The sequence below is a fragment of the Oscillospiraceae bacterium genome, assembly GCA_025758045.1.
Lineage (GTDB): Bacteria > Bacillota > Clostridia > Oscillospirales > Ruminococcaceae > Gemmiger.
Genome location: CP107208.1, coordinates 1,580,078 through 1,601,278 on the forward strand (window position 1 = coordinate 1,580,078; position 21,201 = coordinate 1,601,278).

Below are 21,201 nucleotides of genomic sequence, written 5' to 3' on the forward strand. Positions count from 1 at the left end.
GTTAAAACAAGGGAACATCCATACAATATCCCGCCAACCTAAACCGAGCCTAAAAAACCACTGCATCTGCCCAAATTTATTGACAAACCGCCCCGTTTGTGGTTGAATACTAGTATCACACGAAACACACAACGGACACCGCCCCAGCGCGAATCTTCGTGCGCGGGCGGTGCTTTGTTTTGATAGGAGATATGTAACGATGGCAGAAGAAAAACGTAAACGCATCCTTTCGGGCATCCAGCCCACCGGCACGCCCACCCTGGGCAACTATATCGGCGCGGTGCGCAACTGGGCCCTGCTGCAGTCGGACTACGACTGCCTGTATATGGTCGCCGACCTCCACTCGCTGACCGTCCGCCAGAACCCCGCTGAGCTGCGCCGCCGCACCCGCGAGCTGTCCGCCCTGCTGCTGGCCGTCGGCATCGATCCCAAGGAGCATGTCCTCTTCGTCCAGAGCCACGTGCCTGCCCACACCCAGCTGTCCTGGGTGTTGGCCTGCAACACCCAGTTCGGTGAGCTGTCCCGCATGACCCAGTTCAAGGATAAGAGCGCCAAACACCCCGATAACGTCAACGGCGGCTTGTTCACCTACCCCGTCCTGATGGCAGCCGACATTCTGATCTATAACGCCGACCTCGTCCCCGTGGGCCAGGACCAGACCCAGCATCTGGAGATCGCCCGCGACATCGCCGGCCGCTTCAACGGCATCTACGGCGATACCTTCATCCTGCCCGAGGGCTACGTCCCGGCCTCCGGCGCCAAGATCATGTCCCTGGCCGAGCCGGCCAAGAAGATGAGCAAGTCCGACACCAACGTCAACGCCTTCATCCTGATGACTGACGACAAGGATGCCATCGTGCGCAAATGCAAGCGCGCCGTCACCGATTCCGACGGCTGCGTCCGCTTCGACCGCGAAAATAAGCCCGGCGTTTCCAACCTCATGACCATCTACGGCACCTTCACCGGCAAGAGCATGGACGAGATCACCGCTGAGTTTGAGGGCAAGGGCTACGGCGACTTCAAGATGGCTGTCGCCGAGGTCACCGCCGACGCGCTGGCCCCCGTCCAGGCCGAGTACGGCAAGATTCTTGCCGATAAAGCGTATGTTGATGAGGTGCTCAAGTCCGGTGCCGAGCGTGCCTCCCGCCTGGCAAACCGCACCGTCAACAAAGTCTACCGCAAGGTGGGCCTGCTGCAGCTGGATAAATAAGATGAAACTGCCTCGTATCCGGCAAAATGCACTTGACAAAACGGCGCTGAACCGTTTATAATATTACAGTTAGTGCGGCTCGTATTGGGCCGCACAACTTTTACTATTTACACGTTAGGAGAAACTACCATGGCGAAAGAAGTCGTTGTTACCCGTGAGGGCTATGATAAACTGGTCCATGACCTGGACGAACTGCGCACCGTTAAACGTAAAGAGGTTGCTGATAAGATCAAGGTTGCACGTGGCTACGGCGACTTGAGCGAGAATGCCGAGTACGACGCCGCTAAGGAAGAGCAGGCCGTTGTCGAGGCCCGCATCGCTGACCTGGAGGCTACCTTGAAAGTCGCCCGCGTCATCGACGACAGCGAGCTGTCCGGCGATACCGTTTCCATCGGTATGAACGTCACTATCCAGGAGGAGGGCGAGGAGCCGGAATCCTACGACATCACCGGTTCCACCGAGGCTGACATGAACCTGAACCGCATCAGCGACGAGAGCCCCGTCGGCGCCGCCTTGATCGGCCATAAGCCCGGCGACGAAGTCGACGTCACCCTGCCCAACGGCAGCATCGTCACCTACAAGCTGCTGACCGTCACCCGCTCCAAGTAAGCGGAAACCGCCGCATATTCATGATTTAAAAACACGAAAGGACGATCTCACATGGAGCAGAATAAGCCCCAGACCGAACAGGACATCAGCCAGCAGGCAGCCGTTCGCCGCCAGAAGCTGGCCGACCTGCGCGCCGCCGGCAGCGACCCCTTTGTCATCACCAAATATCCGCAGGATTCTTACTCCGCTGATTTGAAAGCCGAGTTTGCCGACCTGCCCGCCGAAGCCGAGACCGGCAAGATCGTCTCGCTGGCCGGCCGTATGATGTCCAAACGCATCATGGGCAAGGCCAGCTTTGCCCACCTGCGCGACCAGAAGGGCGATATCCAGATCTTCGTCAAGCGTGACCTGCTGGGCGATGAGCCTTACGCCGCCTTCAAAAAGCTGGACATCGGCGACATCATCGGCGTCAAGGGCGAAGTGTTCCGCACCAAAATGGGCGAGATCTCCGTCCGCATCTCCGAGCTGACGCTGCTCTCCAAGAGCCTGCTGCCCCTGCCCGAGAAGTTCCACGGTCTGACCGACCGCGAGGCCCGCTATCGTCAGCGCTATGTTGACCTCATCGTCAACCCCGAGGTCAAAGACACCTTCGTCAAGCGCAGCCAGATCTTGAAGGAGATCCGCGCTTACCTGGACGAGAAGGGCTTCCTGGAGGTCGACACCCCCATCCTGACCCCCTTTGAGATCGGCGCCTCCGCCCGCCCGTTCTATACCCACCACAACACGCTGGATATGGACATGGTGCTGCGCATCGAGACCGAGCTGTATCTGAAGCGCCTGATCGTCGGCGGTATGGACCGCGTGTACGAGGTCGGCCGTATCTTCCGCAACGAGGGCATGGACCCCAAGCATAACCCTGAGTTCACCACCATCGAGCTGTACCAGGCTTTCACCGATTTCCACGGCATGATGGACCTGGTCGAGGAGATGTACAAGCGCCTGGCCCTCAAGGTCTGTGGCAGCCTGGAAATCACCTACCAGGGCAAGCAAATCGACATGGGCCACTGGGAGCGTCTGACCATGATCGAGGCCGTCAAGAAGTATTCCGGCGTTGACTTCAACGATTGGAAGACCGACGAGGATGCCATCGCTGCTGCCAAGGAGCACCACGTCGAGCTGCCCGAGGTGCCCACCAAGGGTGCCATCCTGGCCGAGTTCTTCGACGCTTTTGTCGAGGATAAGCTCATCCAGCCCACCTTCATCTATGATTACCCCGTCGAGATCAGCCCGCTGGCCAAGCGCAAGCCCGATGATCCGGCTTTCACCGAGCGCTTCGAGTATTTCATCGACTGCACCGAGTACGGCAATGCCTTCAGCGAGCTGAACGACCCCATCGATCAGAAGGCCCGCTTTGAGCGCCAGGTCGCCGAGCGCAAGGCCATCGAACCCAACTGCAAGGCCCAGGTCGACTACGACTACGTCACCGCCCTGGAGTACGGCCTGCCCCCCACGGGCGGCCTCGGCTTCGGTGTTGACCGCCTGGTCATGCTCCTCACCGACAGCGCCTCCATCCGCGACGTCCTCCTCTTCCCCACGATGAAGCCGATTGAGCAGTAAGATGCGAAAAATGACTTATATTCGTTGAAAATAATAATATGTGATACTGGAGCAATGTGAATTTACCACCAACTTACCACCAAATTTGATAATTTGCATCAGTAAAACAGAAAGCAACCTACAATAAACGCAAGCACCCCTGTCCATTTGATGTTGCGCGACAGCACAGCATGATGGGCAGGGGTGCTTGTGTATTATTCGAGGTTACAATTTGTTTTTTTCATAATGTGGTAGTTAATATCACGCCACTTTTCAACAATTTCCTCTGTTGGAGTCATATCGATTAGATTAGTGTCATAAATGTACTATCATCATCAAATCGATGAACGGGAGTGATATTTAGCAAAACATTGCGCATAATTTCTTTAGCTTCGTTCCTCTTTTCAAAAACATTCTTTACGTGAGCAATAATCTTGTCTTGTTCATCTTTAGATTTAGGAAACGGCAATTCAAGTTCTAAAACTCTTCGACCCAATGTATCAATAATGTCTTGTGTAAACTGCTTTGCTCGAATTTGCTGCTTAACTATAGGAGAAGACAACAGTGCTAACAGTAAATAGGGATTGATTTTTTCGTGATCTATACTCCTGATTTTCAAAAGGTGGCTTTGATAAACAATTTTGGTTTCAGCAGGAGAAATCATAGCACAAGTCCCTACAAGATATGTGCCATCTCGAACCATCAGGATGTCATATGGCTGTACATCCTGTTTTTCGGAAAGCTTATTGTAGATATCTTCGCTGAGACCTTGCTTTGGATCGAGTTTGATTTCCCAGTTTGCAATATCTGAGGTTCGAATGAATGGTATCTGACCTGTGCCATATGCTAATTTTCCGACTTCATCTCCAGTGCTGATGGCAACCAGTTTATCTTCGACCAACTTTCCTACAGTAACCAAATCGTATTCTTCCTGCAAACTATCAAGCTGCTCTCGAATCTCAGGGTTATAGTAAATCGGAAGATATATACTATCTGCAATTTCATGTTGTTTGACTGTAAAGCCAAGATGGTCGTAAGACAGATCATCTCCACGCTTGAATTTTTCATACCTTTCTTGAATCAAGGGAATGTCATCGTACGGAATTTCCAACCCCCTTGAATCGTGACCACACCATTTAGCAACCGCCATAAATATCTTGTGTTCTGGATCGACCTTATAATCAGCCGAAACAAACTTTGTCATCAATACAACGCAAGTTTTTGCATGAGTGTGGGGCTGGAATAGGTTTTCGGGCATGGAAATAACTGCATCGATTCTGGCATGTTGCTCCACATAATTCATAATATATTTGTGGCTTGGATTACAGAACATGCTTTCAGGGGCGACAATGCCCAGTCTTCCTCCCGGAGCCAGAAGTTCCAAACAACGTTCAATAAAAAGAACCTGTGGCGTTTGATCGGAGAGTATCTTTTCGGTTTTGGAGAATACTTTTTCTCCTTTTAGAATTTTCCACTGATGTCCTAGATCATATTGTGACAAAATGCTCTGATCATCAATTTTCAATTTAGAACCATACGGTGGATTGGTCAGTACCACATTAAAACTACCAGCAGCAATTTGTGCCTGAGCGTTGGAAGACCATTTGTGGATAGTTTCTAAACTGTTTTCGCAGAAAATGCCTCCTCTTCCATCGCCGAGGATTGCCATGTATGCTTTAGTTGTTTTACTTAAAAAACTTTCTTTATCGATGCCCCTAAAATTCTTAATAGCAACTTCTTGCTGATCAGCAAATATCTCTCTGTCGGGCCAACCCAATTCTCGACCCTCTTGCTGAACTTGATTCCATACATAACGCAAACTTTCGATCAGGAAACCACCAGAACCACATGCAGGGTCGATGAGCCTATCTTTTCTAGTCGGGTTTGCAAGCGATACTAATAATTTGACCACATTTCGTGGTGTGAAGAACTGTCCCTGACCACCACGAAGCGACGGAGAAATAAAAGTTTCAAATGCATCAGCAATAGCATCACGTTCGCTTTCTGTCAAGCAATACTGTTGTAGTTCACCTGCAATATATGCTATCGAACTATTGGACAATGTAATAATGTCTGCAGATGTAAAGACATCGGGATATTTAGTTTTGACATGATCAAAAATCTCTATAATACGCTTAGCAACGTCATCGACATTTTCATCGATTCCTGCTCGAAAGCTGACCATATCATTTGGCTTTGTAAACCTCTCATCATAAATCTTGCAGAAAATCAGGTTTATGATCTGTGACACAAATTCTGTGTCCAAAGTGATACCTGTGTTGTTTGCAGCCAGATAGTTTCGCATACTATTAAACACAGACTTTAGGTTGTGAGTCTTTTTCAGATCCTTACGCTTGAATAAACCAATATCTTCAATTCTCTGGCCAAATAACGGTATATTAGGAATTTCAATAAAATTAATAGTGCCGTTTGCTTCATACTTTCGAAGATAAAGAGTTTCTTCACCATTATACCAAACACCCAAAACAGCTTTCGAAAGTCTCATGTAATCTTCAAGCTGTGATCTGCCGTCTTTACGACTCTTTTTCTTGCATTCAACTACCATAAAGAGGTTGTCATCAGTGTGAATATTATCTGAAAAAACAGCAATATCAACAGGATACTCTTTTTTGACATCAGAAGGTCTAACCTTAACATGCCACTGGGGTCTTGTTTGAATATGGCTAATGGGATATCCATAGTCCTCATATAGCTTTTTTGCAAACGGTTGTACCGCTTGCGTTTCTTCAGGGGTTGCTTTGAGTTCTTGACCAGATATGTAATCAGTCAGATATCCCTCTCTTATCTTTTCCATAATTTTCCTCCAAAATTGTTTGTTCATTTATGCTGTTTCGTATGTCCTTTATCATACTAGGATGTGTGTTAATCCAGCGAGCAATATCTGCAGGGACTTCGCCTCTGTCTTTGGCAGCTAGATCAAAAAAAAGAGTTCGTGCGTCTCCATCTGTCCCTAATATTTCTATTGACTTAAATTGGAGTTCAGGAGGAGGAGGACTAACTCTTCCAGATAGAATGTCATAAAAATATGGCTTCGTTATTCCTAAAGAGGTGTAAAACTGAGTTTGCGTCATACCAGCTTGCTTTATTAAAGTTCGGAGGTAATCTCCAAAAGATAGATCATTCACAAATGTTCACTTCCATCTTTTAATAGTATGTGTGTATACATACTAACATACTATTTCTTGTTTTTCAATAGGTTATAGGAGTAGTTTCAAGGTATAAAAGTCAAGTATAGTAAATCTATCAGTTTCTCGATTTGTTCTTTTTCCGATAGCGGAATATCCGTCGGCTTGTCTTATTTGAAAAATCCGGCAATAACAGACCGAAATCCGTTCAAATGGTAGCGAAGGGCAAGATTCGCCTGGAGTAACTCAAAATTCACGTTGTGAATTTTTCGTTTCCGGCAATCTTGATGGGGATGCGCTCCCCATGCCCTCGCGGACAGCAATATGAATTGCAGTCATTGGTTCGACGAGAATCGTCTCGCAGCCGTGATGCTCTGCACCACGGGATGAGGTCTTCCACCTCAAACGCTGGAACCCTGTTTGTCAAAGAAGTCGAGAATCGACTTTTCTGACAGACAGGGATTTTTTGTTTTGCGCTTTTCCAAGATGTTCTCTATTCTGACCAGCACAGGCAGTACCAGCGGATGCTCCGCGAAAAGGGCATCCGGCAGAGCATGAGCCGGAAAGGAAACTGTCTGGACAATGCGGTGATAGAAAACTTCTTCGGGCTGCTCAAAAGTGAACTGCTGTATTTGCAGGAATTCCGTTCCATGGAGCACTTCAAACAGGAGCTTGTTGCATATCTGGATTACTACAACAACCACCGCATCAAGGCAAAACTGAAGGGCTTGCCGCCTGCAATTCACAGACAGCAAGCCCTTTCGGCTGCTTGAACAATTTTTGCTTCAAATTATTGTCTAACTTTTTGGGGGCACTTCATTGCTCTGAGGGATTTTCTAATATATGATAGCACTCGCCATATCACTACAGACTATTTTTTGAAGTGCTTTGCCTTAATAGTTTTCAATTCCTAATGTAGCGTAAAAAACATCTTTTTTAAACACATCAAGACCGCCTATATCTCTTTTGTTGTAATAGATAACATATCCCGCATAAAGGTCTTTGTAGCTCCCTGCGTTCTTAACTTCGCCACTTTTAAATGAATCAATCTTTCCGTCATCGCCACAATATATCCCGGTATACCCATTGCCGTTATCGTATACCGTCCACATCACTGCGCCGTTTTCGTCGATGAACGAGTAAAAATAGGCATCATTTAATGCCGTGAGCCCCTTCTCTAACGCAGGGACTTCCGAAAGATGAATTATCTCTTCGTAGTGCTCTTTTAAATCGCCCAAGTCTCCGGTAGATGTGTTACCACCATTGTCTGAATATTTTCCTGTTTTAGAAGCAATCGTCAGCGGCTTACCAATACTTTTTTGCCGTTGAAACGAATTATTGAGACCGTATATCGTAGACATCTCAGTCTGCACAGCCTGCGTCAACGCTCGCGTTTCTGCCACGACCTGACTCTTTCTGGCCTTGTCAATGTACCCGGTAAGTGCCGGAATCAGCAGTGCTGCAAGAATAGCCAGAATCACCAGTACAACAATGAGCTCGACCAGCGTAAACCCGCGTTTCGAATTTTTCTTCGCCATAGAATCGACATCCTTTCGGTACATTTGATGTATTATAACATATCTTTGCAAAAAAGTCTATTCTTCTTCTTGAGGTTGTAAATACAAAACAGCCTCTACGGGAGTAGCCGACATTAGTAAACATCATACTCCTATATGAATGACAACACATGGCACTATGCGGTCTCGGACACAGAGGTCCTGCAGCCGACCCAAATCGAGGAGATGGCGGTCAAAACGTCCGAAAACAACTGGGACCTGACATTGTTTACCTGTACCACGACTGGCCAGGCACGGTATGCGCTACGCTGTGTCCGCACAGACGAGTAAGCATTATTCATAGTCATCGCTTCCAAAACACAAAAGTATTTCCGCTACACAATCCATAGATACACAACAGCGCGCCCCGCCTTGCGGCGGGGCGCGCTGTTGTGTATCTATGCGGAAAATTAAGAGATTTCCTTTTTGCCATCGTAGCTTTTGGCTTTGGTGGGGGCTTTCAGCAGCTTACGGGTGTACTGGTAAACAATTTGCAGCAGCACATACCAGCAAAAAATCGGATGCATCAGGTAAATCGGGTTTTTGCGGGAGATGGCAAGCCCAATGCCATCGGCGAGCGCGGGAAGAATAAACCCGGTGTACGGCACAAACAGCAACGCCTTTTTGCCGATGCCTGGCTGGAAGCGCTCGCGCCCGGCGTAGCCGGCGTTGTCTTCTTTGGCTTTGTTGACGTTATTCCACACGCGGTAGCGCAGCTTGGGCCAGTAAGCTTTCAGTGAATCGGCCGAGTAGTGCAGCAGCGGGTCGTTTTTGACGACCAGCAGTTGGGTGTCACCCTGGGCGCGCATGATGTAAAAGGCGTGGACCAGTTCGGTCTCGTCCTGCATGCAGAACGAAAAATATTCTTTATCGATCATTGTACCTGCGCAGACCAGCTCAATCAGCGGGAAACGGTGCAGCTCTTGGAACGAGACACAGAGTGTGTGCTCGTCCTCCCAACGGACGTCGTAAAAGTCCCGCAGGTTTTTCTCAAAAAAGCCGTAGCTTTTGGAAAAACGGTAGATGAACAGGGAATAGGGGTCGCCGAACTCGGAAATATATTGGTTCAGCAGCGGATAATCGTCGGGACGCAGATAGCCGCCGCACAGCGCGGCCTTGCATTCGGGGTGGGCCTGCAAGGCCTGCACCTTGTGCAGAATACTGTCCGGGTTGACCATGACCTCATCGTGGTCCAGCGTCAGCACATAGCGCCCCCTGGCGGCCTGCATGCCCAACAGTTTAGCGTGCACAGGCTCGGTTCTGGGATTGTGGATGACCCGGCCGCCGTAACGTTCAATCAAGGCATAGGTGCCGTCGGTGCTGCCGCCATCCACAGCCAACAGGTCCAGCTTGTCCTGGGGGTAACTCTGCTTTTTAATACCTTCCAGCGTGCGGGGCAAAATCTTTTCCGAGTTGAATGTGGCAATCAGGATCGTTACAACAGGCAGGGATTCGGGTGTAGTGTTCATAGAGGCTTCTTTCTTTGTCGGTTCAGCTCTTCATAAGCGCAGTGGCAATCATCCGGGCAGGGGACTGCGCGGGTACGATGGGCGGGCGCTGGTAGTCGGGATAGTGGACAATAAAATCATCCACGACCTGCATGCTCTCCTGGTACATGACCACATTCTGGCCAAGGCCGTCGCTGCGCTCGGTATGAGTGCGCAGAATTAAGCAGGGTTTGCCCATGTAACTCAACTCTTCCTGGTTACTGCCACCATCCGTAATGACAAACGCCGCGCCCTCCAGCAGTTTCATGAAATCAAAATACTCCACACGGGGTAAGGCGGTCACGTGTGCATTTTGCTTTACAGTGTCCAGTAGCCCCATCTCCTGCAGCGTTACTTCAGTAGGCTTATGCAGGATCATCACACAGTGCATGCTTTCAGCCTGTTGCAGCGCGCGGGACAGCATATCGCGCACCAACGTTTTGTTGGCAAGATTCTCCTGCCGGTGCATGACAAACACAAAGTAAGGAGCGCTCTGCAATTCTGCGATAACTGGGTCCTTGCAGGGAATCGTGCGGGAGTAGGCAAGGCTGTCGGCAATCGTATTATAAGTGGTGTTTACCACAAGCCCCTTGGCCTTGCTCAGGTTAGCAGCAGCCTCCTGGCCGGGGGCAAAGTGTAGCCGTACACAGCGGCTGGTCAGTACACGGTCAATTTCTTCGGGAAAGGGATTCAGCCAGTTGTGGCTGCGCAGGCCGGCCTCTACATGGGCCACACGCATGCCGAAGTGCTTTGCTAGGTACGCACCCATAACGGTGGAAACGGTATCACCGTGTACGACCATCGTAGCGCCGCGCAGGGTATCTCTGCCGAAATGCGCGGGAATGGCCTTTTTCCCTTTGTGCCAGGTGGCAGCAAACCACTGCATCAACCCGGCAGCCGACTTTTTAATGTCGCTTTCCTTGCTCAGCTCCAAATCCACATGGCCGCCGTTGAGGGCGCGCAGAATGGTGCTTTTTACAATATCGTTCTGCCCAGATGCGATGATATGATAGGGAACCTGCTGCGCCTGCAATTGCAGCATTACAGGAAAAAGCTTGATCAGTTCGGCCTCCGTGCCGATGAAAAAATAAATACCTGACTGTGCCATAGATTAAGACCTTTCCAGCGTATCTGCTTTATCATAGTAATGCAGAATGTGCAAACGATAAAAAATTGCCAGCGTATCGACAAACATATTGCGAATGTCCTGATATCCGATCCGCCCGAAAGAAGCCCGGTGGAACACTACCTCAATCGGTGCGGAAGTGATTTTATATCCGCGTGCATTGATGATAGCCAAAACCTCAATATCAAACGCAAAACGCTTGACCAGGATCTGCCGCATGACCGGCTTGATGACCTCGGCCTTAAACAGCTTCAGGCCGGTCTGGGTGTCCCGCACGTTCAAGCGGAAAAGAATTAACAGCAGAATATAATAACCCCAGCTGTACACGCGCCGGATGGCCGGGTAATCGACCTTGGATTCCGGGTGCATCTTGCTGCCAATGACAACATCAGCATTTTCCCGCTGCATACGATCGATAAAGTCTGCCAGCTGTTCGGGCGCTAAATCCAAATCGGCATCACAGAAAGCAATATAGTCACCCGTGGCGTGGGCCGTGCCCTCGCGCAGCGCGCCGCCCTTGCCCTGGTTGGGCTGGTAGCTGATGCAGCAGATCTTCGGATTCTCGGCTGCGGCGCGCTCGATCTCCGCTTTGGTGCGGTCGCTGCTGCCGTCGTCGATGACCAGCAATTCATAGTCATCCGCCAGCGGGCAGATCTGCCGCGCAGCTTCCAGCGCGTTTTCGTAGATGATGGTTTCCTCATTATAAGCAGGCATCAGTACGGAAAGCTTGCCTGACAGTTTTGCCATGGGGTACCTCCTGGCATACAGCGACGTTTTACTTCTTCTGGCTGTGATGGTACAGCCAGTTCTGAATTTTAACGATCAACGAGGGATTCAGGTTAAAAATAATCGACTTTGCCTTGATGACAAATGTGTCTTTAAACCCCATAAAAGGGCGATGACTGGTGTCGATATTTAGCCCATTCTGAGCAGCAAAAGAACGTACGCACAGCTGCCACTTGCCGCGCTGTACAGACCCGGCCGGATGGATACGCTGATACTGGCTGTCTTTACAGGTAAGTACTGTATAAGAGTAGGTTTCAGGGGAAAAAGACTTCACCCGCTCAAAGTTCCAGGCATCGGCATCTTCAGCACAGGCAATGCAGAGAAACTCCTTGCGCCAGACGGAAGGCCCGGCAGCCAGGCGGTACTGAGTGCCTGCGGGAATTTCTCGATAGCCGCCGTCTTTACTCCAAATCGGCATTGTGGGGGTGAGATAATCCAAATACACAACGCCAACCTCTTTGTGCTGACGCAGCAAAGTCACATCAGCAACGATCTTCTCCTGGTCGATTTTTCCGGCAAGCCAGTGGTCTTCCAGTGTGATGAAGATGTATTCTTCCTGAATTTGCGCACAAACTTCCCGCAGGCGGCCTGTCCACGAGGGGTTGGGGCTGTGCAGGGCACGGCTATATACCGTCCCTGCCTCCGGCTCGCCGCTCTCGGTACACAGGTATACCGGGTAGGGACAGTCCGGCCAGAACTTGCGCATACAGTCCGAAAACGGCGTCCAGCAATCGGCATATTTATCACAGGAGACAACAAGGATACACATATCCTGCATCATTCGTATTCCATCCTTCCTTGGGGCTTAGTAGGGAAAAAGCCTTACCACCAGCACGCCGTTATACCAAGTCCAGCAGTTTTGTGCAGGGAACGCTTCCAGCTCGTTCAGCGCGGCGGTCAGGCTGTCCGCGTCGGCGGTGTAACCCTGCTCCTGCAAAGTCTTGGCGACATCGGCAGGCATAAAGGAAGAATCGCTGGCGTTCAGCAGGTTCATATCCGCTTTCAAATGCTGGTTGATGTAGCGTTCCGCCACAAACGGCGCGCTGTAGGACTGTTCCCAGTAATAGTCACCGCCGATGCCGGCCACATCGCCCGCGGGCTCGTAGGCTTTCTGGCCGGGGAAATAGGTTGTCTGGTATCCGGCCAGAACTACCGGAGTGACGCCTTTTTCGTACCCGGGCACAGACTCGATGCGGTCCACCAGGCGGGTGGAGTCAGCAATCGTCATCTCGTACCGCGCATATGCCTTGGTATAGCACAGATTCGCCAGCCGGATGCCGCACAAAACAGTCAGCCCGGCTACCACGCAGGCCAGCAGAGAATAACCCCACCGCAGCAGCCTTTCCCAATCTTTGCGCAGGTCGTCCCGGCGGTAAAGCTGCTCAACGGCCATCACGAAAAACAGCCATGGCGTCAGGTAGGAGAAGGTCATCAAGGTGTGTACCCACTTGGCAACAATGCCAATGGCATTCATGGCCAGCGGCAGGCAGACAATGTCTGCCACCAGCAAAAACAGCCCCAGAGGGCGTTTCCACAGCTGCTGTTTTACCAGCAGCCAGACGACCAGCACAGCCGACAGCGCCGCGCAGAGCAGAAACAGCGAGTACATGACCCGCTCGCCATGGAAATAGGTGTTGTAGGTGCCGGGCAAAAAGAAGGTGAACACCTGCTGCAACGAGGTGACGATGTTGCCCACATAATCAGTCGCAGCCTGGGCCTGGGCATCCTGCACGCGGCCCGCCGTGTTGTTAGCGGTGATCAGATTGCAGATCAGCGTCGTGCCGATCATCGAGCCGCCGAACAAAAATAGCATCCCGAAATGCCGCGCTAAATTGTGCTTGTCATCGCCTTTTTCGTTGAATAACAGCTTTTTTAAGCTGCACAGGAAAAACAAACTCAGCGTCATGCCGACATAAGCGGCATAGCTGCCTTCAGACAGCAGCATAAACACAAACGCGGCGATCCAGCCGTGCCGCCATTTTTCGTAGGCATAGGCAGCCATGCAGGCAAACAGCAGCGCCCCGGCGTAGATGTGGGCGCTGGTCAGGTAAAAGTTTGAGGAAATCATCGTCGGGCATGTGACCATCAACCCCGAGACCAGCACCACGCCTGCGCGGCTGGTAATGCCCAGTGCTTCACAGACGAACCAGGCCGCTGCGCCGTACAGCGCCAGCGTGACCACACCCAGCAGCCACGGCGTGCGGATGGTACCCAGCAGATCCCAGTACAATTTGATGAGCCAGCGCGTGCCGGAAGCACCATCCGCCCAGGAAAATCCTTGCGTAAACAGTGCCGAATCATCCGCCCCGGTCAGCATATTGGTGTAGCAGTACATGTGCGCGGCCAGGCCGATGATAAAGGTCGCCAGCATGCACAGCTTGAAATTCCGCGGAAGCTTTTTATAGCCGTCCGCCAGGCTTTCCAACGGCGAGCGGTCCCAGAACGGTTTGGATCGGAGGTTCTCCATCACACAATCTCCCTATTATTATAAATAAGTATACGATAAAAGTATAACACACCACAGGGTCAAGTTCAATACTCAAGGCCCGCAGGGCGAATAAAACGCGGACAGGAAAGAAACAGGGAAAATAATCAAAAATTCTTAATTCTGCTGTACGGCGGGCTGGAACGGGTGCAGTACGACCAGATCTAAGATCAGTCGGACGAGGCCGACCGCAAAAGCGCGGCGCTGGGATCCACGGCATGTGCAGTGGTGTTTTTGGTGCGCCTCCTCATGGGTGCTCTCCCTCATCAACGACGTACTGGACATGAGCCGCATTCGCGCCCTGCCGTACCATGCGCTGGCGTCCATCCCCATCGTGGCCACCAGCCAACGCCTTCGCTGAGGACAAATGCGCCGCCCTGGAAGCTGGCATGAACGGCCATATCGGTAAGCCCATCGGGATACCGAAGTTAATAGAAACATTAAAGAAAATTTTGCATTAAAAATGGCAGGCACCTGTAATAGGTGTCTGCCGTTTTTGCCCGGAGCCTCCCTCTGGGAGGAAGGTGCCCCGCAGGGGCGGAGGGAGAGACAAAACTTTTAGCTGCTGCGGATACGAAGCTTTCTCCCTCACCCGCTTCGCGGGACCGCTTACGCAGCCGGGCCCCTCTGTCGCGCAGAGGAAGCCAAAGATCGATTACAACTTCATCTCCTGTTGAGCCGTTGCAAAGTAATCAGGATACAATTGAAGCAAAACGTTCTTCTCCGCGATAATTTTCCTTACATGGTCGGTCAGTTCCCGGCACAGGGCGTCGATGTCCCGGCGGCGGATCTGGTCCATCATCACCTCATGCTGGCGCACCGCGCCGTCAAAAGTGGCGGCGTTCTGCACCGTCAGCACGCGCAGGCGGTTGTAGTGCGGGTTTGTGGATGCCACCACGTCCCAGCTTAAATCCTGCCCCGCAAGCTCAAAGAACCGCTGATGAAACTGGTTGTCCAGCGCGATGAACTCCAGCGGCTTCAGCCCGGCAAAACAGGCTTTCTGCTTCTCGATCAAAAGCTCCAGCTCTTTCAGGTCCGGCTCAGTGCAGTTCTGCAAAAACAACGGCAGAATGGCAGTCTCCAGGCTCTCCCGGATGAACCGCTCCTTCTCGGCACGGGTCAGATCGATGCGGGAGACCATCGTGCCTTTCTGCGGTGTGATCTCCACCAGATCCTCTTTCTGCAGGCGGATGAACGCCTCCCGCACCGGTGTGCGGCTGACCTGTAGCTTCGCGGCCAGCTCTTGTGTGCTTACCGTGGTGCCGGGCGCCAGCTGCAGCGAGGTGATATTTTCTCGGATAATGCGGTAGACATTCTCCCGGATGGAATTGTCTTGCGCTTTGTTGGTCGGGCTGGGCATGATGTGCTCCTTACTCTGTAACTGACATGTCAGTATGCCAGATGGCTTACTGCTATTGTAACACATCCGGCAGGGGACTGCAAGCGGTAAATGGAAAAACCACGGAACCAGAAAGACCAACTGCCCAAATACGCAAAAATAGGCGCATGCTCGCTAAATACTTAACGATACACTTATGCAAAATGTGCAAAAAACCACCGCCGCTTTTGTTATTTTGATGAATTACAAAACAGGTGTTGACATTCCTGACCCGCCATGCTACAATGACGATGTTGGAACTGACATGTCAGCATGTCAGTTCGCTGAATGAGAGAAACCAAGTCATTTCTGTACATGAGAAACCCGGGAGGTTTACACATGAAAGCAGTTCAGATCGTAAAACCCAATGATCTCCGCATCATCGATATGGATAAGCCCACCATCGACGCCAAGAACAACGTCCTGGTCAAGATCAAGGCCGCCGGCATCTGCGGCTCTGACGTGGGCATCTACCACGGCACCAACGCCGCCGCCACCTATCCCCGCGTCATCGGCCACGAGATCGTCGGTGTGGTTGAGGAAGTCGGCGGCAACGCCAAGAAGATCAAGGTCGGCGACCGCGTCATCGTGGACCAGGTCACTGCCTGCGGCACCTGCTATGCCTGCCGCAAGGGCCGTCCCAATGTTTGTGAGCACCTGCAGGTCCGCGGCGTCCACATCGATGGCGGCTACCGCGAGTACATGGCCGTGCCCGAGAGCGACGTTTATGTCCTGCCCGACAGCCTGAGCTACCAGGATGCCGTTATGATCGAGCCCACCACCATCGCCGTGCAGGCTTGCAGCCGTGCCCAGCTGGAGTTCCAGGACACCGTTATGATCATCGGTGCCGGCGCTCTGGGCAGCAGCATGCTGCGCATCGTCAACCTGTACAGCCCCCGCAAGATCATCGTCGTGGACATCGACGAGCCCAAGCTGGAGGCCGCCCTCCAGAACGGCGCTACCGACGTCATCAACTCCAAGGCCGAGGATGTCGTCACCCGCGCTAAGGAGCTGACCGATGGCTACGGCCCGACGGTCGTCATCGACTGCGCCTGCTTCCATGGCAGTTTCCTGACCGCCTGCAAGGCCGCTGGCAACGCAAGCCGCGTCATCACCATGGGCTTCAGCATCGCCCCCGATGAGATCAACCAGTTCGTCATCACCAGCAAAGAGCTGGACGTTCGCGGCAGCCGCCTGCAGAACCACCGTTTCCAGACCGTCATCGACCTCATCAACAAGGGCAAGATCGACCTGAACGGCTCCATCAGCCACACTTTCAAGCTGACCGACGCCCAGGCCGCTTTCGACTTCAACGACACCCACGATCCGTCCATCCGTAAGATCGCCCTGCTGAACGACTAAGCTTGCAACCGCGTTCCTCGTTATAAAAGCGATTCCTGATACAAAGCACCCCACCGGGGCTGTGCATTGCGTACAGCCCCGGTGGGGTGTTTTTAGGGCAATACCGCATAATTCTAAGTGCCGATACGGCGAGCGAGGTGCGGCAGCTGCTAAGCCAAAAGCGCAGATAATACTGGATGTCTTATCGAGCATTTTGGCAACGCAGATGCCGTGCCGCAGCCGCCGGAGCGGTGCTTAAGCCGTCAGGCGGGAATTGTGCGGTGTTGCCTTAGTTGTTTTATACAATGTCCCACTCGACCGGCGTGGTAAACAGCCGCATGGCCTCGGCGCGGTCGGTGGTCTGGCCCAGCGCCCACATCAGTTTTACGGCCACGGCCTCGGGGGTCATGTCCTTGGCTTCCAGCACGCCGGGCAGCTCTTTCACCGAGCGGCCCACCTCATACACCGCCAGGTCGCACCCCTCGTGGGGGACCTGGGTGGTAAACACAGCCAGGCGGCCGCTGGTGCACCAATCCTGCAGGCGGGCGTACATTTCGCCGTGCTCGCCGCCGGGCAGGCCGCCTACGCCGAAGCTTTCCACCACCAGTGCCCGGTAGTGAGGTGCCAGCAGCGGGATGATGTCCGCCCGCATGCCGGGCACCAGCCGCAGTACGAAGACGGCGGGGTCCAGCTGCTCGTAAAACTGCACGGGCGGCATCGGGTCGGGGCGGCGCAGAAAGGGGATGAGCCGCATATCCCGGAACACGGCGGTCTCGGGGTAGTCGATGCTGGAAAAGGCGTTGAAGCTTTTGGTGCGGGTCTTGCGGGCGCGGGTGCCCAGGATGACCTTGTTGTCAAATACCAGCTGCACGCCCCAGGAAAAATCGCTGCTGGCATACAAAAAGGTGCGATACAGGTTGTTGCGGGCGTCCGTATCGCGGTTGTAGATGGATTTTTGGCTGCCGGTCAACACCACTGGCTTGGCGCTGTTCTGGATCATGTAGCTCAGCGCGGCGGCGGTGTAGGCCATCGTGTCGGTGCCGTGGGCAATGACGAAACCATCGTAGGCATCGTAGTTTTGGCGGATGGCATGGACCAGCTGCTGCCATTGTTCCGGGCCTACGTTGGTAGAGTCCAAACTGAACAGCTGCACCGCGTCGATCTCGCAGAGTTTGGCCAGCTCCGGCACGAAAGAAAGGAGTTCTTCCGATGTAATGGCCGGCGCCAGGCCGCCAGCGGCGGTGGGTTTGCTGGCGATGGTGCCGCCAGTGGCGAGGAGTAATATCTTTTTCATATATGTTTTTACCTTTCGTGCTGCCTTGCAGCAGCGAGACTTTTTCGCTTCCCTTTTGGTCACAAAAAAGAAGAACCTTACAGCAGGATGCTGCTATATACGGTTGTCACTGCATGGGGGTGACAACCATCAGCCGCAATCACAAATCCCACAACAAATGCTTTTCCGCAACCAACGCAGCATCTAATTTCTTGACCCGCATCCCCGAGAACTCCACAGTAACAAACCGTCCGTCAAATTCGGTTACGACCCCTCGCCCGAACACCGCATGCTGCACGGCGGCCCCTACGCGGGTCACAGCCGCTACATCCACCGGCGGCAACGCAGGCCCGGCCGCCGCAGGCTTATTCCGCCCTAACACCCGGTTGGTTTCGGCCTTGGCCAGCTCCCGTTCGGCACGGCTCTCGGGCAAATTAAAAATTACTTCCTGCACAAAAACCGAGGGCATCGTCTTGCAATCGAACAACACCAGCTTGTGCCGCGCACGGGTCATTGCCACGTAAAACAGGCGGCGGTCCTCCTCGTATTGGCGGGTATCCTCGGGGGTGCGGCAGCAGATCTCCGGCTTGGCGGGCAGCACGCCGTCAAAGGCATCCAGCAGCACCACCCGGTCATACTCCAAACCCTTGCAGGAATGGATCGTCGATAAAACAAACGGAACATCGCTGTTTACATCGGCCTTCGCGGCAATCAGCATCCGCAGCTCTTCCAGCCGGTCCAACAGGCGCAGGGCGTTGGGCTCCTGCTCGGCCAGCATTTCCAAAATAGCCAGTTTTCCGGTGTCCATGCCCTTCTGGTTCAGGTACGCGCCGTAACCGCAGCCGTGGCGCACGGCGTCCAGCGCATCGGCGGCGTTCAGCTGCGGGATGCGCTTAAACGCCGCGTAAATATCCCCCAGCGATTCCCGCATCCGAGTCTTTGTCTCGGAGTCACGGATCAGCTCCTCCAAAATCGGCCGCCCGGTGCGGGCACTGGCCCCACAGGCCGCCAGCGCCCTCTGGCGGGAGAGCGCCAGCCCAAACTTGTAGTACAGTCGCAAAAACCGCTCACCATTGGCCGGCTCGTAGGCAAAGCGCAAAAAATCCACGGCATCCAGCACAATTTTGTGGGTGAAAAACGTCAGGTCGGCCTTTTTAAAGCGGTAGGGCACACCCCGCCGCTCGCACAGGTCTACCAGCGGCAGCGCACTCTCGTTGTTGCGGAACAGCACCGCCGTCTCCCCGCCGCCGCGCCGGGCTTCCTCAAACAGCCAGTCGATCTGCTCCTCGCGCCGGGTGATGCGCCGTATCTCAATGGGGCACTGCGCCCCCTGGGTCGCCCGCAGGAATTTGGGGCGGCGGTAGCGGCTGCGGGCCACAAAGGCGTTGGCGGCGGCCACGATCTCCTCACTGGAACGGTAATTCTCCTCCATCAGCAGCACCTGTGCGCCGGGGTAGACCTGCTCAAAGTCCATCAGTGCCTGGGGGTAGGCGGCGCGGAACCCATAGATGCTCTGATCCTCGTCGCCTACCATAAACAGGTTCAGACTGCGCCCGGCCAGCAGCCGTATAATTTCGTGCTGAATTTTGGAGGTATCCTGCGATTCATCCACGCAAAAATATTTATACCGCTGCTGGAAATACGCCAGCACCGGCGGCGCGGCCCGCAGAATTTGCAGCGCAAACACCATCTGGTCGTCGTAGTCCATCTGTCCGGCCCGTTTCAGCGCGGCCTGGTAGCGGCGGTACAGCTCCGGCAGGCTGGCCAGGTCGGTTTCCAGTCCCTCAATTTCCTCGTCGGTCAGCGCCATATTTTTAATGTAGGTGATGGCCGTGCGCAGCTCTTTCAGCGTGCTCTCGGTGGGAAACTCCCGGTTCACCTGCTGCCAGATGTCGGTCAGCATCCGGGTGATGTCGCCCTCGTTGGTCAGCAGTTCAGGCTGGCGGCGGCCGTAGACCCGGCTGTAATACTGCAAAATCACCGCCGAAAGCCCGTTAATGGTGCGGAAGGTCATCTGCCCGGCCAGCTCCGCCCCAAAACGGGCGGCAAAGCGGCCGCGCATCTCGTGGGTGGCGGCCACTGTGTAGGTCATCGTTAAGATCTGCGCCGGGGGCACATCGCAGCACAGCACCATGTAGCCCAAACGGGTCACCAGCACGGTGGTTTTGCCGCTGCCCGGCACGGCCAGCAGCAGCACCGGCCCATGCACGGCCTGCACGGCGGCCAGCTGTTGGGGGTTCAGTCCCGCCGCATATTGCTTGATAAAGGTCTCTTTCTGCAAAAGGCAGCCTCTTTCTATGCCCCGCCCATAGGCGGAAAAGTTCGATACTACAAGCATACCATGCCGCGGCGGCGGGGGCAAGCGTTACTTTTTTATCACGAAGCAGGGCAGGGGAGCGGTGCTGGCCCAGTTGGCAAACTCGCATACCAGCACGGTGTATTTTGTCAGCGGCAGGGCGCGGAAAAATCCCAGCGCCGCCTGCTTTTCACTGTCACCGATGACCTGCCCGCTGTACAGCACCGCCGCCAGCACACCGCGCGGCTTCAGGGCATCCAGCGCGGCCTGCAGGGCGGGCAGACTGCCATCGGCGGTGGAGTGCACCTCGTGGTCGGCGCCGGGCAGCCAGCCAAAATTGAACAGCACGCAATCCGCCGTGCCGGGGGCGACCAGTTCGGCCAAACATGCATGGTCGTGCACCAATGCCTGCCCGATGGCCCCCAGCCCGGCGGCGCCCAGCCGTGTGTTGGTGTTTTCCACGGCGGCAGGCTGAATATCCAGCGCCAGCACCCTGCCCGTGGGTCCTGCCAGGCGGCACAAAAACTCGGTGTCGTGGCCGTTGCCGCAGGTGGCGTCCACATACAGTCCGCCCGGCTGGAGGTGGGCTGTCAAAAATTCATGGCAAAGCTGCACCGCCGAAAGATCCGGTACCCGGCGGCGGACCATCTCGCCGCCCTGGGGCAGAAAGCCGAACTTTTTCAATAAGGCCCCGGCGGCTTCGTCAGCGGCAGGGCCGGCGGTAAAGCGGGTCTCGCGTTTGACGTCATACCCGCCGTTTTGCTGCAAGATCTCCTTGACCAGATAGCTGCCGTACCCCCGCTGCCGCCAGGCCGGGTCGATCTCCACCCACAGCCGCCCATCCTCCAGCGCAGCCATGCCGATGACGGTCTTTTCTTTGTATAATACGTATTTCCCGGCTTCGTGGGTGATTTTCATAGCAGGCACTTCCTTTTACAAACTACATCCAGCATACAGGCCCCGGCACCGCCT

General features: G+C 53.7%; 18 protein-coding genes and 1 pseudogene. 7 read left to right on the forward strand and 12 right to left on the reverse strand.

The features are described 5' to 3' along the window. The first annotated feature begins 199 nt into the window (after positions 1–199). The 3 genes from trpS to lysS all read left to right on the forward strand — a co-directional run bounded on the left by trpS (position 200) and on the right by lysS (position 3,376). Positions 200–1,210 (forward strand): tryptophan--tRNA ligase, encoded by a 1,011-nt coding sequence (gene trpS, locus OGM81_07465; protein ID UYJ42193.1) that lies wholly within the window; start codon positions 200–202, stop codon positions 1,208–1,210. A gap of 129 nt (positions 1,211–1,339) precedes the next feature. Further along, a complete protein-coding gene (gene greA, locus OGM81_07470) occupies positions 1,340–1,819 on the forward strand; it encodes a transcription elongation factor GreA (GenBank protein UYJ42194.1) in 480 nt (159 codons plus the stop codon). A 51-nt stretch (positions 1,820–1,870) separates the two neighbouring features. Beyond that, positions 1,871–3,376 (forward strand): lysine--tRNA ligase, encoded by a 1,506-nt coding sequence (gene lysS, locus OGM81_07475; GenBank protein ID UYJ42195.1) that lies wholly within the window; start codon positions 1,871–1,873, stop codon positions 3,374–3,376. 283 nt (positions 3,377–3,659) lie between these two features. Here the strand turns inward: lysS and OGM81_07480 are convergent, their stop codons facing one another. Both OGM81_07480 and OGM81_07485 read right to left on the reverse strand, forming a co-directional pair. Continuing rightward, positions 3,660–6,170: an N-6 DNA methylase gene (locus tag OGM81_07480; protein UYJ42196.1), complete on the reverse strand. Its 2,511-nt coding sequence runs from the start codon at positions 6,168–6,170 to the stop codon at positions 3,660–3,662. Next, positions 6,139–6,501, reverse strand: a complete 363-nt coding sequence (locus tag OGM81_07485) for a helix-turn-helix domain-containing protein (protein ID UYJ42197.1) — start codon at positions 6,499–6,501, stop codon at positions 6,139–6,141. Before OGM81_07485 ends, OGM81_07480 begins: the two co-directional genes overlap by 32 nt. A gap of 503 nt (positions 6,502–7,004) precedes the next feature. Here OGM81_07485 and OGM81_07490 point away from each other — a divergent pair. After that, positions 7,005–7,274, forward strand: a pseudogene (locus tag OGM81_07490) (IS3 family transposase). A 120-nt stretch (positions 7,275–7,394) separates the two neighbouring features. Here the strand turns inward: OGM81_07490 and OGM81_07495 are convergent. Then, complete coding sequence (locus tag OGM81_07495; GenBank protein UYJ42198.1) at positions 7,395–8,039, reverse strand: prepilin-type N-terminal cleavage/methylation domain-containing protein; 645 nt, start codon at positions 8,037–8,039, stop codon at positions 7,395–7,397. Positions 8,040–8,174: 135 nt separating this feature from the next. Here OGM81_07495 and OGM81_07500 point away from each other — a divergent pair, with 135 nt between their 5' ends. Further along, positions 8,175–8,348, forward strand: coding sequence for a hypothetical protein (locus tag OGM81_07500; protein ID UYJ42199.1), 174 nt, complete (start codon positions 8,175–8,177; stop codon positions 8,346–8,348). A 119-nt stretch (positions 8,349–8,467) separates the two neighbouring features. On the opposite strand, the gene OGM81_07505 is transcribed toward OGM81_07500, so the two are convergent. Genes OGM81_07505 through OGM81_07525 form a run of 5 tightly spaced genes read right to left on the reverse strand, consistent with a single transcriptional unit; the run spans position 8,468 to position 13,923 of the window. Next, positions 8,468–9,526: a glycosyltransferase gene (locus tag OGM81_07505; protein ID UYJ42200.1), complete on the reverse strand. Its 1,059-nt coding sequence runs from the start codon at positions 9,524–9,526 to the stop codon at positions 8,468–8,470. A gap of 22 nt (positions 9,527–9,548) precedes the next feature. Beyond that, positions 9,549–10,652 (reverse strand): UDP-N-acetylglucosamine 2-epimerase, encoded by a 1,104-nt coding sequence (locus OGM81_07510; GenBank protein UYJ42201.1) that lies wholly within the window; start codon positions 10,650–10,652, stop codon positions 9,549–9,551. A 3-nt stretch (positions 10,653–10,655) separates the two neighbouring features. Beyond that, positions 10,656–11,417 (reverse strand): glycosyltransferase family 2 protein, encoded by a 762-nt coding sequence (locus tag OGM81_07515; protein UYJ42202.1) that lies wholly within the window; start codon positions 11,415–11,417, stop codon positions 10,656–10,658. A gap of 28 nt (positions 11,418–11,445) precedes the next feature. Then, entirely contained in the window at positions 11,446–12,237 is a 792-nt protein-coding gene (locus tag OGM81_07520) for a hypothetical protein (GenBank protein ID UYJ42203.1), read from the reverse strand. Between the two features lie 24 nt (positions 12,238–12,261). Next, on the reverse strand, positions 12,262–13,923 hold the full coding sequence (locus OGM81_07525; GenBank protein ID UYJ42204.1) for a glucosyltransferase domain-containing protein: 1,662 nt from the start codon (positions 13,921–13,923) through the stop codon (positions 12,262–12,264). Positions 13,924–14,161: 238 nt separating this feature from the next. Here OGM81_07525 and OGM81_07530 point away from each other — a divergent pair, with 238 nt between their 5' ends. After that, the gene (locus OGM81_07530; GenBank protein UYJ42205.1) at positions 14,162–14,302 is read left to right on the forward strand and encodes a hypothetical protein; all 141 of its coding nucleotides are present in this window, start codon (positions 14,162–14,164) and stop codon (positions 14,300–14,302) included. Positions 14,303–14,596: 294 nt separating this feature from the next. On the opposite strand, the gene OGM81_07535 is transcribed toward OGM81_07530, so the two are convergent. Beyond that, a complete protein-coding gene (locus tag OGM81_07535; GenBank protein UYJ42206.1) occupies positions 14,597–15,301 on the reverse strand; it encodes a GntR family transcriptional regulator in 705 nt (234 codons plus the stop codon). 357 nt (positions 15,302–15,658) lie between these two features. Between OGM81_07535 and OGM81_07540 the strand changes: the two genes are divergently transcribed. Beyond that, positions 15,659–16,681, forward strand: coding sequence for a zinc-binding alcohol dehydrogenase family protein (locus tag OGM81_07540; protein ID UYJ42207.1), 1,023 nt, complete (start codon positions 15,659–15,661; stop codon positions 16,679–16,681). Positions 16,682–16,958: 277 nt separating this feature from the next. Here the strand turns inward: OGM81_07540 and OGM81_07545 are convergent, their stop codons facing one another. From OGM81_07545 to OGM81_07555, 3 genes are all read right to left on the reverse strand, one after another. Next, positions 16,959–17,954: an asparaginase gene (locus OGM81_07545; protein ID UYJ42208.1), complete on the reverse strand. Its 996-nt coding sequence runs from the start codon at positions 17,952–17,954 to the stop codon at positions 16,959–16,961. 139 nt (positions 17,955–18,093) lie between these two features. Beyond that, on the reverse strand, positions 18,094–20,214 hold the full coding sequence (locus OGM81_07550) for an ATP-dependent helicase (GenBank protein UYJ42209.1): 2,121 nt from the start codon (positions 20,212–20,214) through the stop codon (positions 18,094–18,096). An 84-nt stretch (positions 20,215–20,298) separates the two neighbouring features. After that, positions 20,299–21,147: a GNAT family N-acetyltransferase gene (locus tag OGM81_07555; protein ID UYJ42210.1), complete on the reverse strand. Its 849-nt coding sequence runs from the start codon at positions 21,145–21,147 to the stop codon at positions 20,299–20,301. Positions 21,148–21,201 lie beyond the last annotated feature (54 nt).

Coding starts and splice junctions, on each gene's coding strand:
- trpS (UYJ42193.1), top strand. CDS start 200: ATGGCAGAAGAAAAACGTAAACGCATCCTTTCGGGCATCCAGCCCACC.
- greA (UYJ42194.1), top strand. CDS start 1,340: ATGGCGAAAGAAGTCGTTGTTACCCGTGAGGGCTATGATAAACTGGTC.
- lysS (UYJ42195.1), top strand. CDS start 1,871: ATGGAGCAGAATAAGCCCCAGACCGAACAGGACATCAGCCAGCAGGCA.
- OGM81_07480 (UYJ42196.1), bottom strand. CDS start 6,170: ATGGAAAAGATAAGAGAGGGATATCTGACTGATTACATATCTGGTCAA.
- OGM81_07495 (UYJ42198.1), bottom strand. CDS start 8,039: ATGGCGAAGAAAAATTCGAAACGCGGGTTTACGCTGGTCGAGCTCATT.
- OGM81_07500 (UYJ42199.1), top strand. CDS start 8,175: ATGAATGACAACACATGGCACTATGCGGTCTCGGACACAGAGGTCCTG.
- OGM81_07505 (UYJ42200.1), bottom strand. CDS start 9,526: ATGAACACTACACCCGAATCCCTGCCTGTTGTAACGATCCTGATTGCC.
- OGM81_07510 (UYJ42201.1), bottom strand. CDS start 10,652: ATGGCACAGTCAGGTATTTATTTTTTCATCGGCACGGAGGCCGAACTG.
- OGM81_07515 (UYJ42202.1), bottom strand. CDS start 11,417: ATGGCAAAACTGTCAGGCAAGCTTTCCGTACTGATGCCTGCTTATAAT.
- OGM81_07520 (UYJ42203.1), bottom strand. CDS start 12,237: ATGATGCAGGATATGTGTATCCTTGTTGTCTCCTGTGATAAATATGCC.
- OGM81_07525 (UYJ42204.1), bottom strand. CDS start 13,923: ATGGAGAACCTCCGATCCAAACCGTTCTGGGACCGCTCGCCGTTGGAA.
- OGM81_07535 (UYJ42206.1), bottom strand. CDS start 15,301: ATGCCCAGCCCGACCAACAAAGCGCAAGACAATTCCATCCGGGAGAAT.
- OGM81_07540 (UYJ42207.1), top strand. CDS start 15,659: ATGAAAGCAGTTCAGATCGTAAAACCCAATGATCTCCGCATCATCGAT.
- OGM81_07545 (UYJ42208.1), bottom strand. CDS start 17,954: ATGAAAAAGATATTACTCCTCGCCACTGGCGGCACCATCGCCAGCAAA.
- OGM81_07555 (UYJ42210.1), bottom strand. CDS start 21,147: ATGAAAATCACCCACGAAGCCGGGAAATACGTATTATACAAAGAAAAG.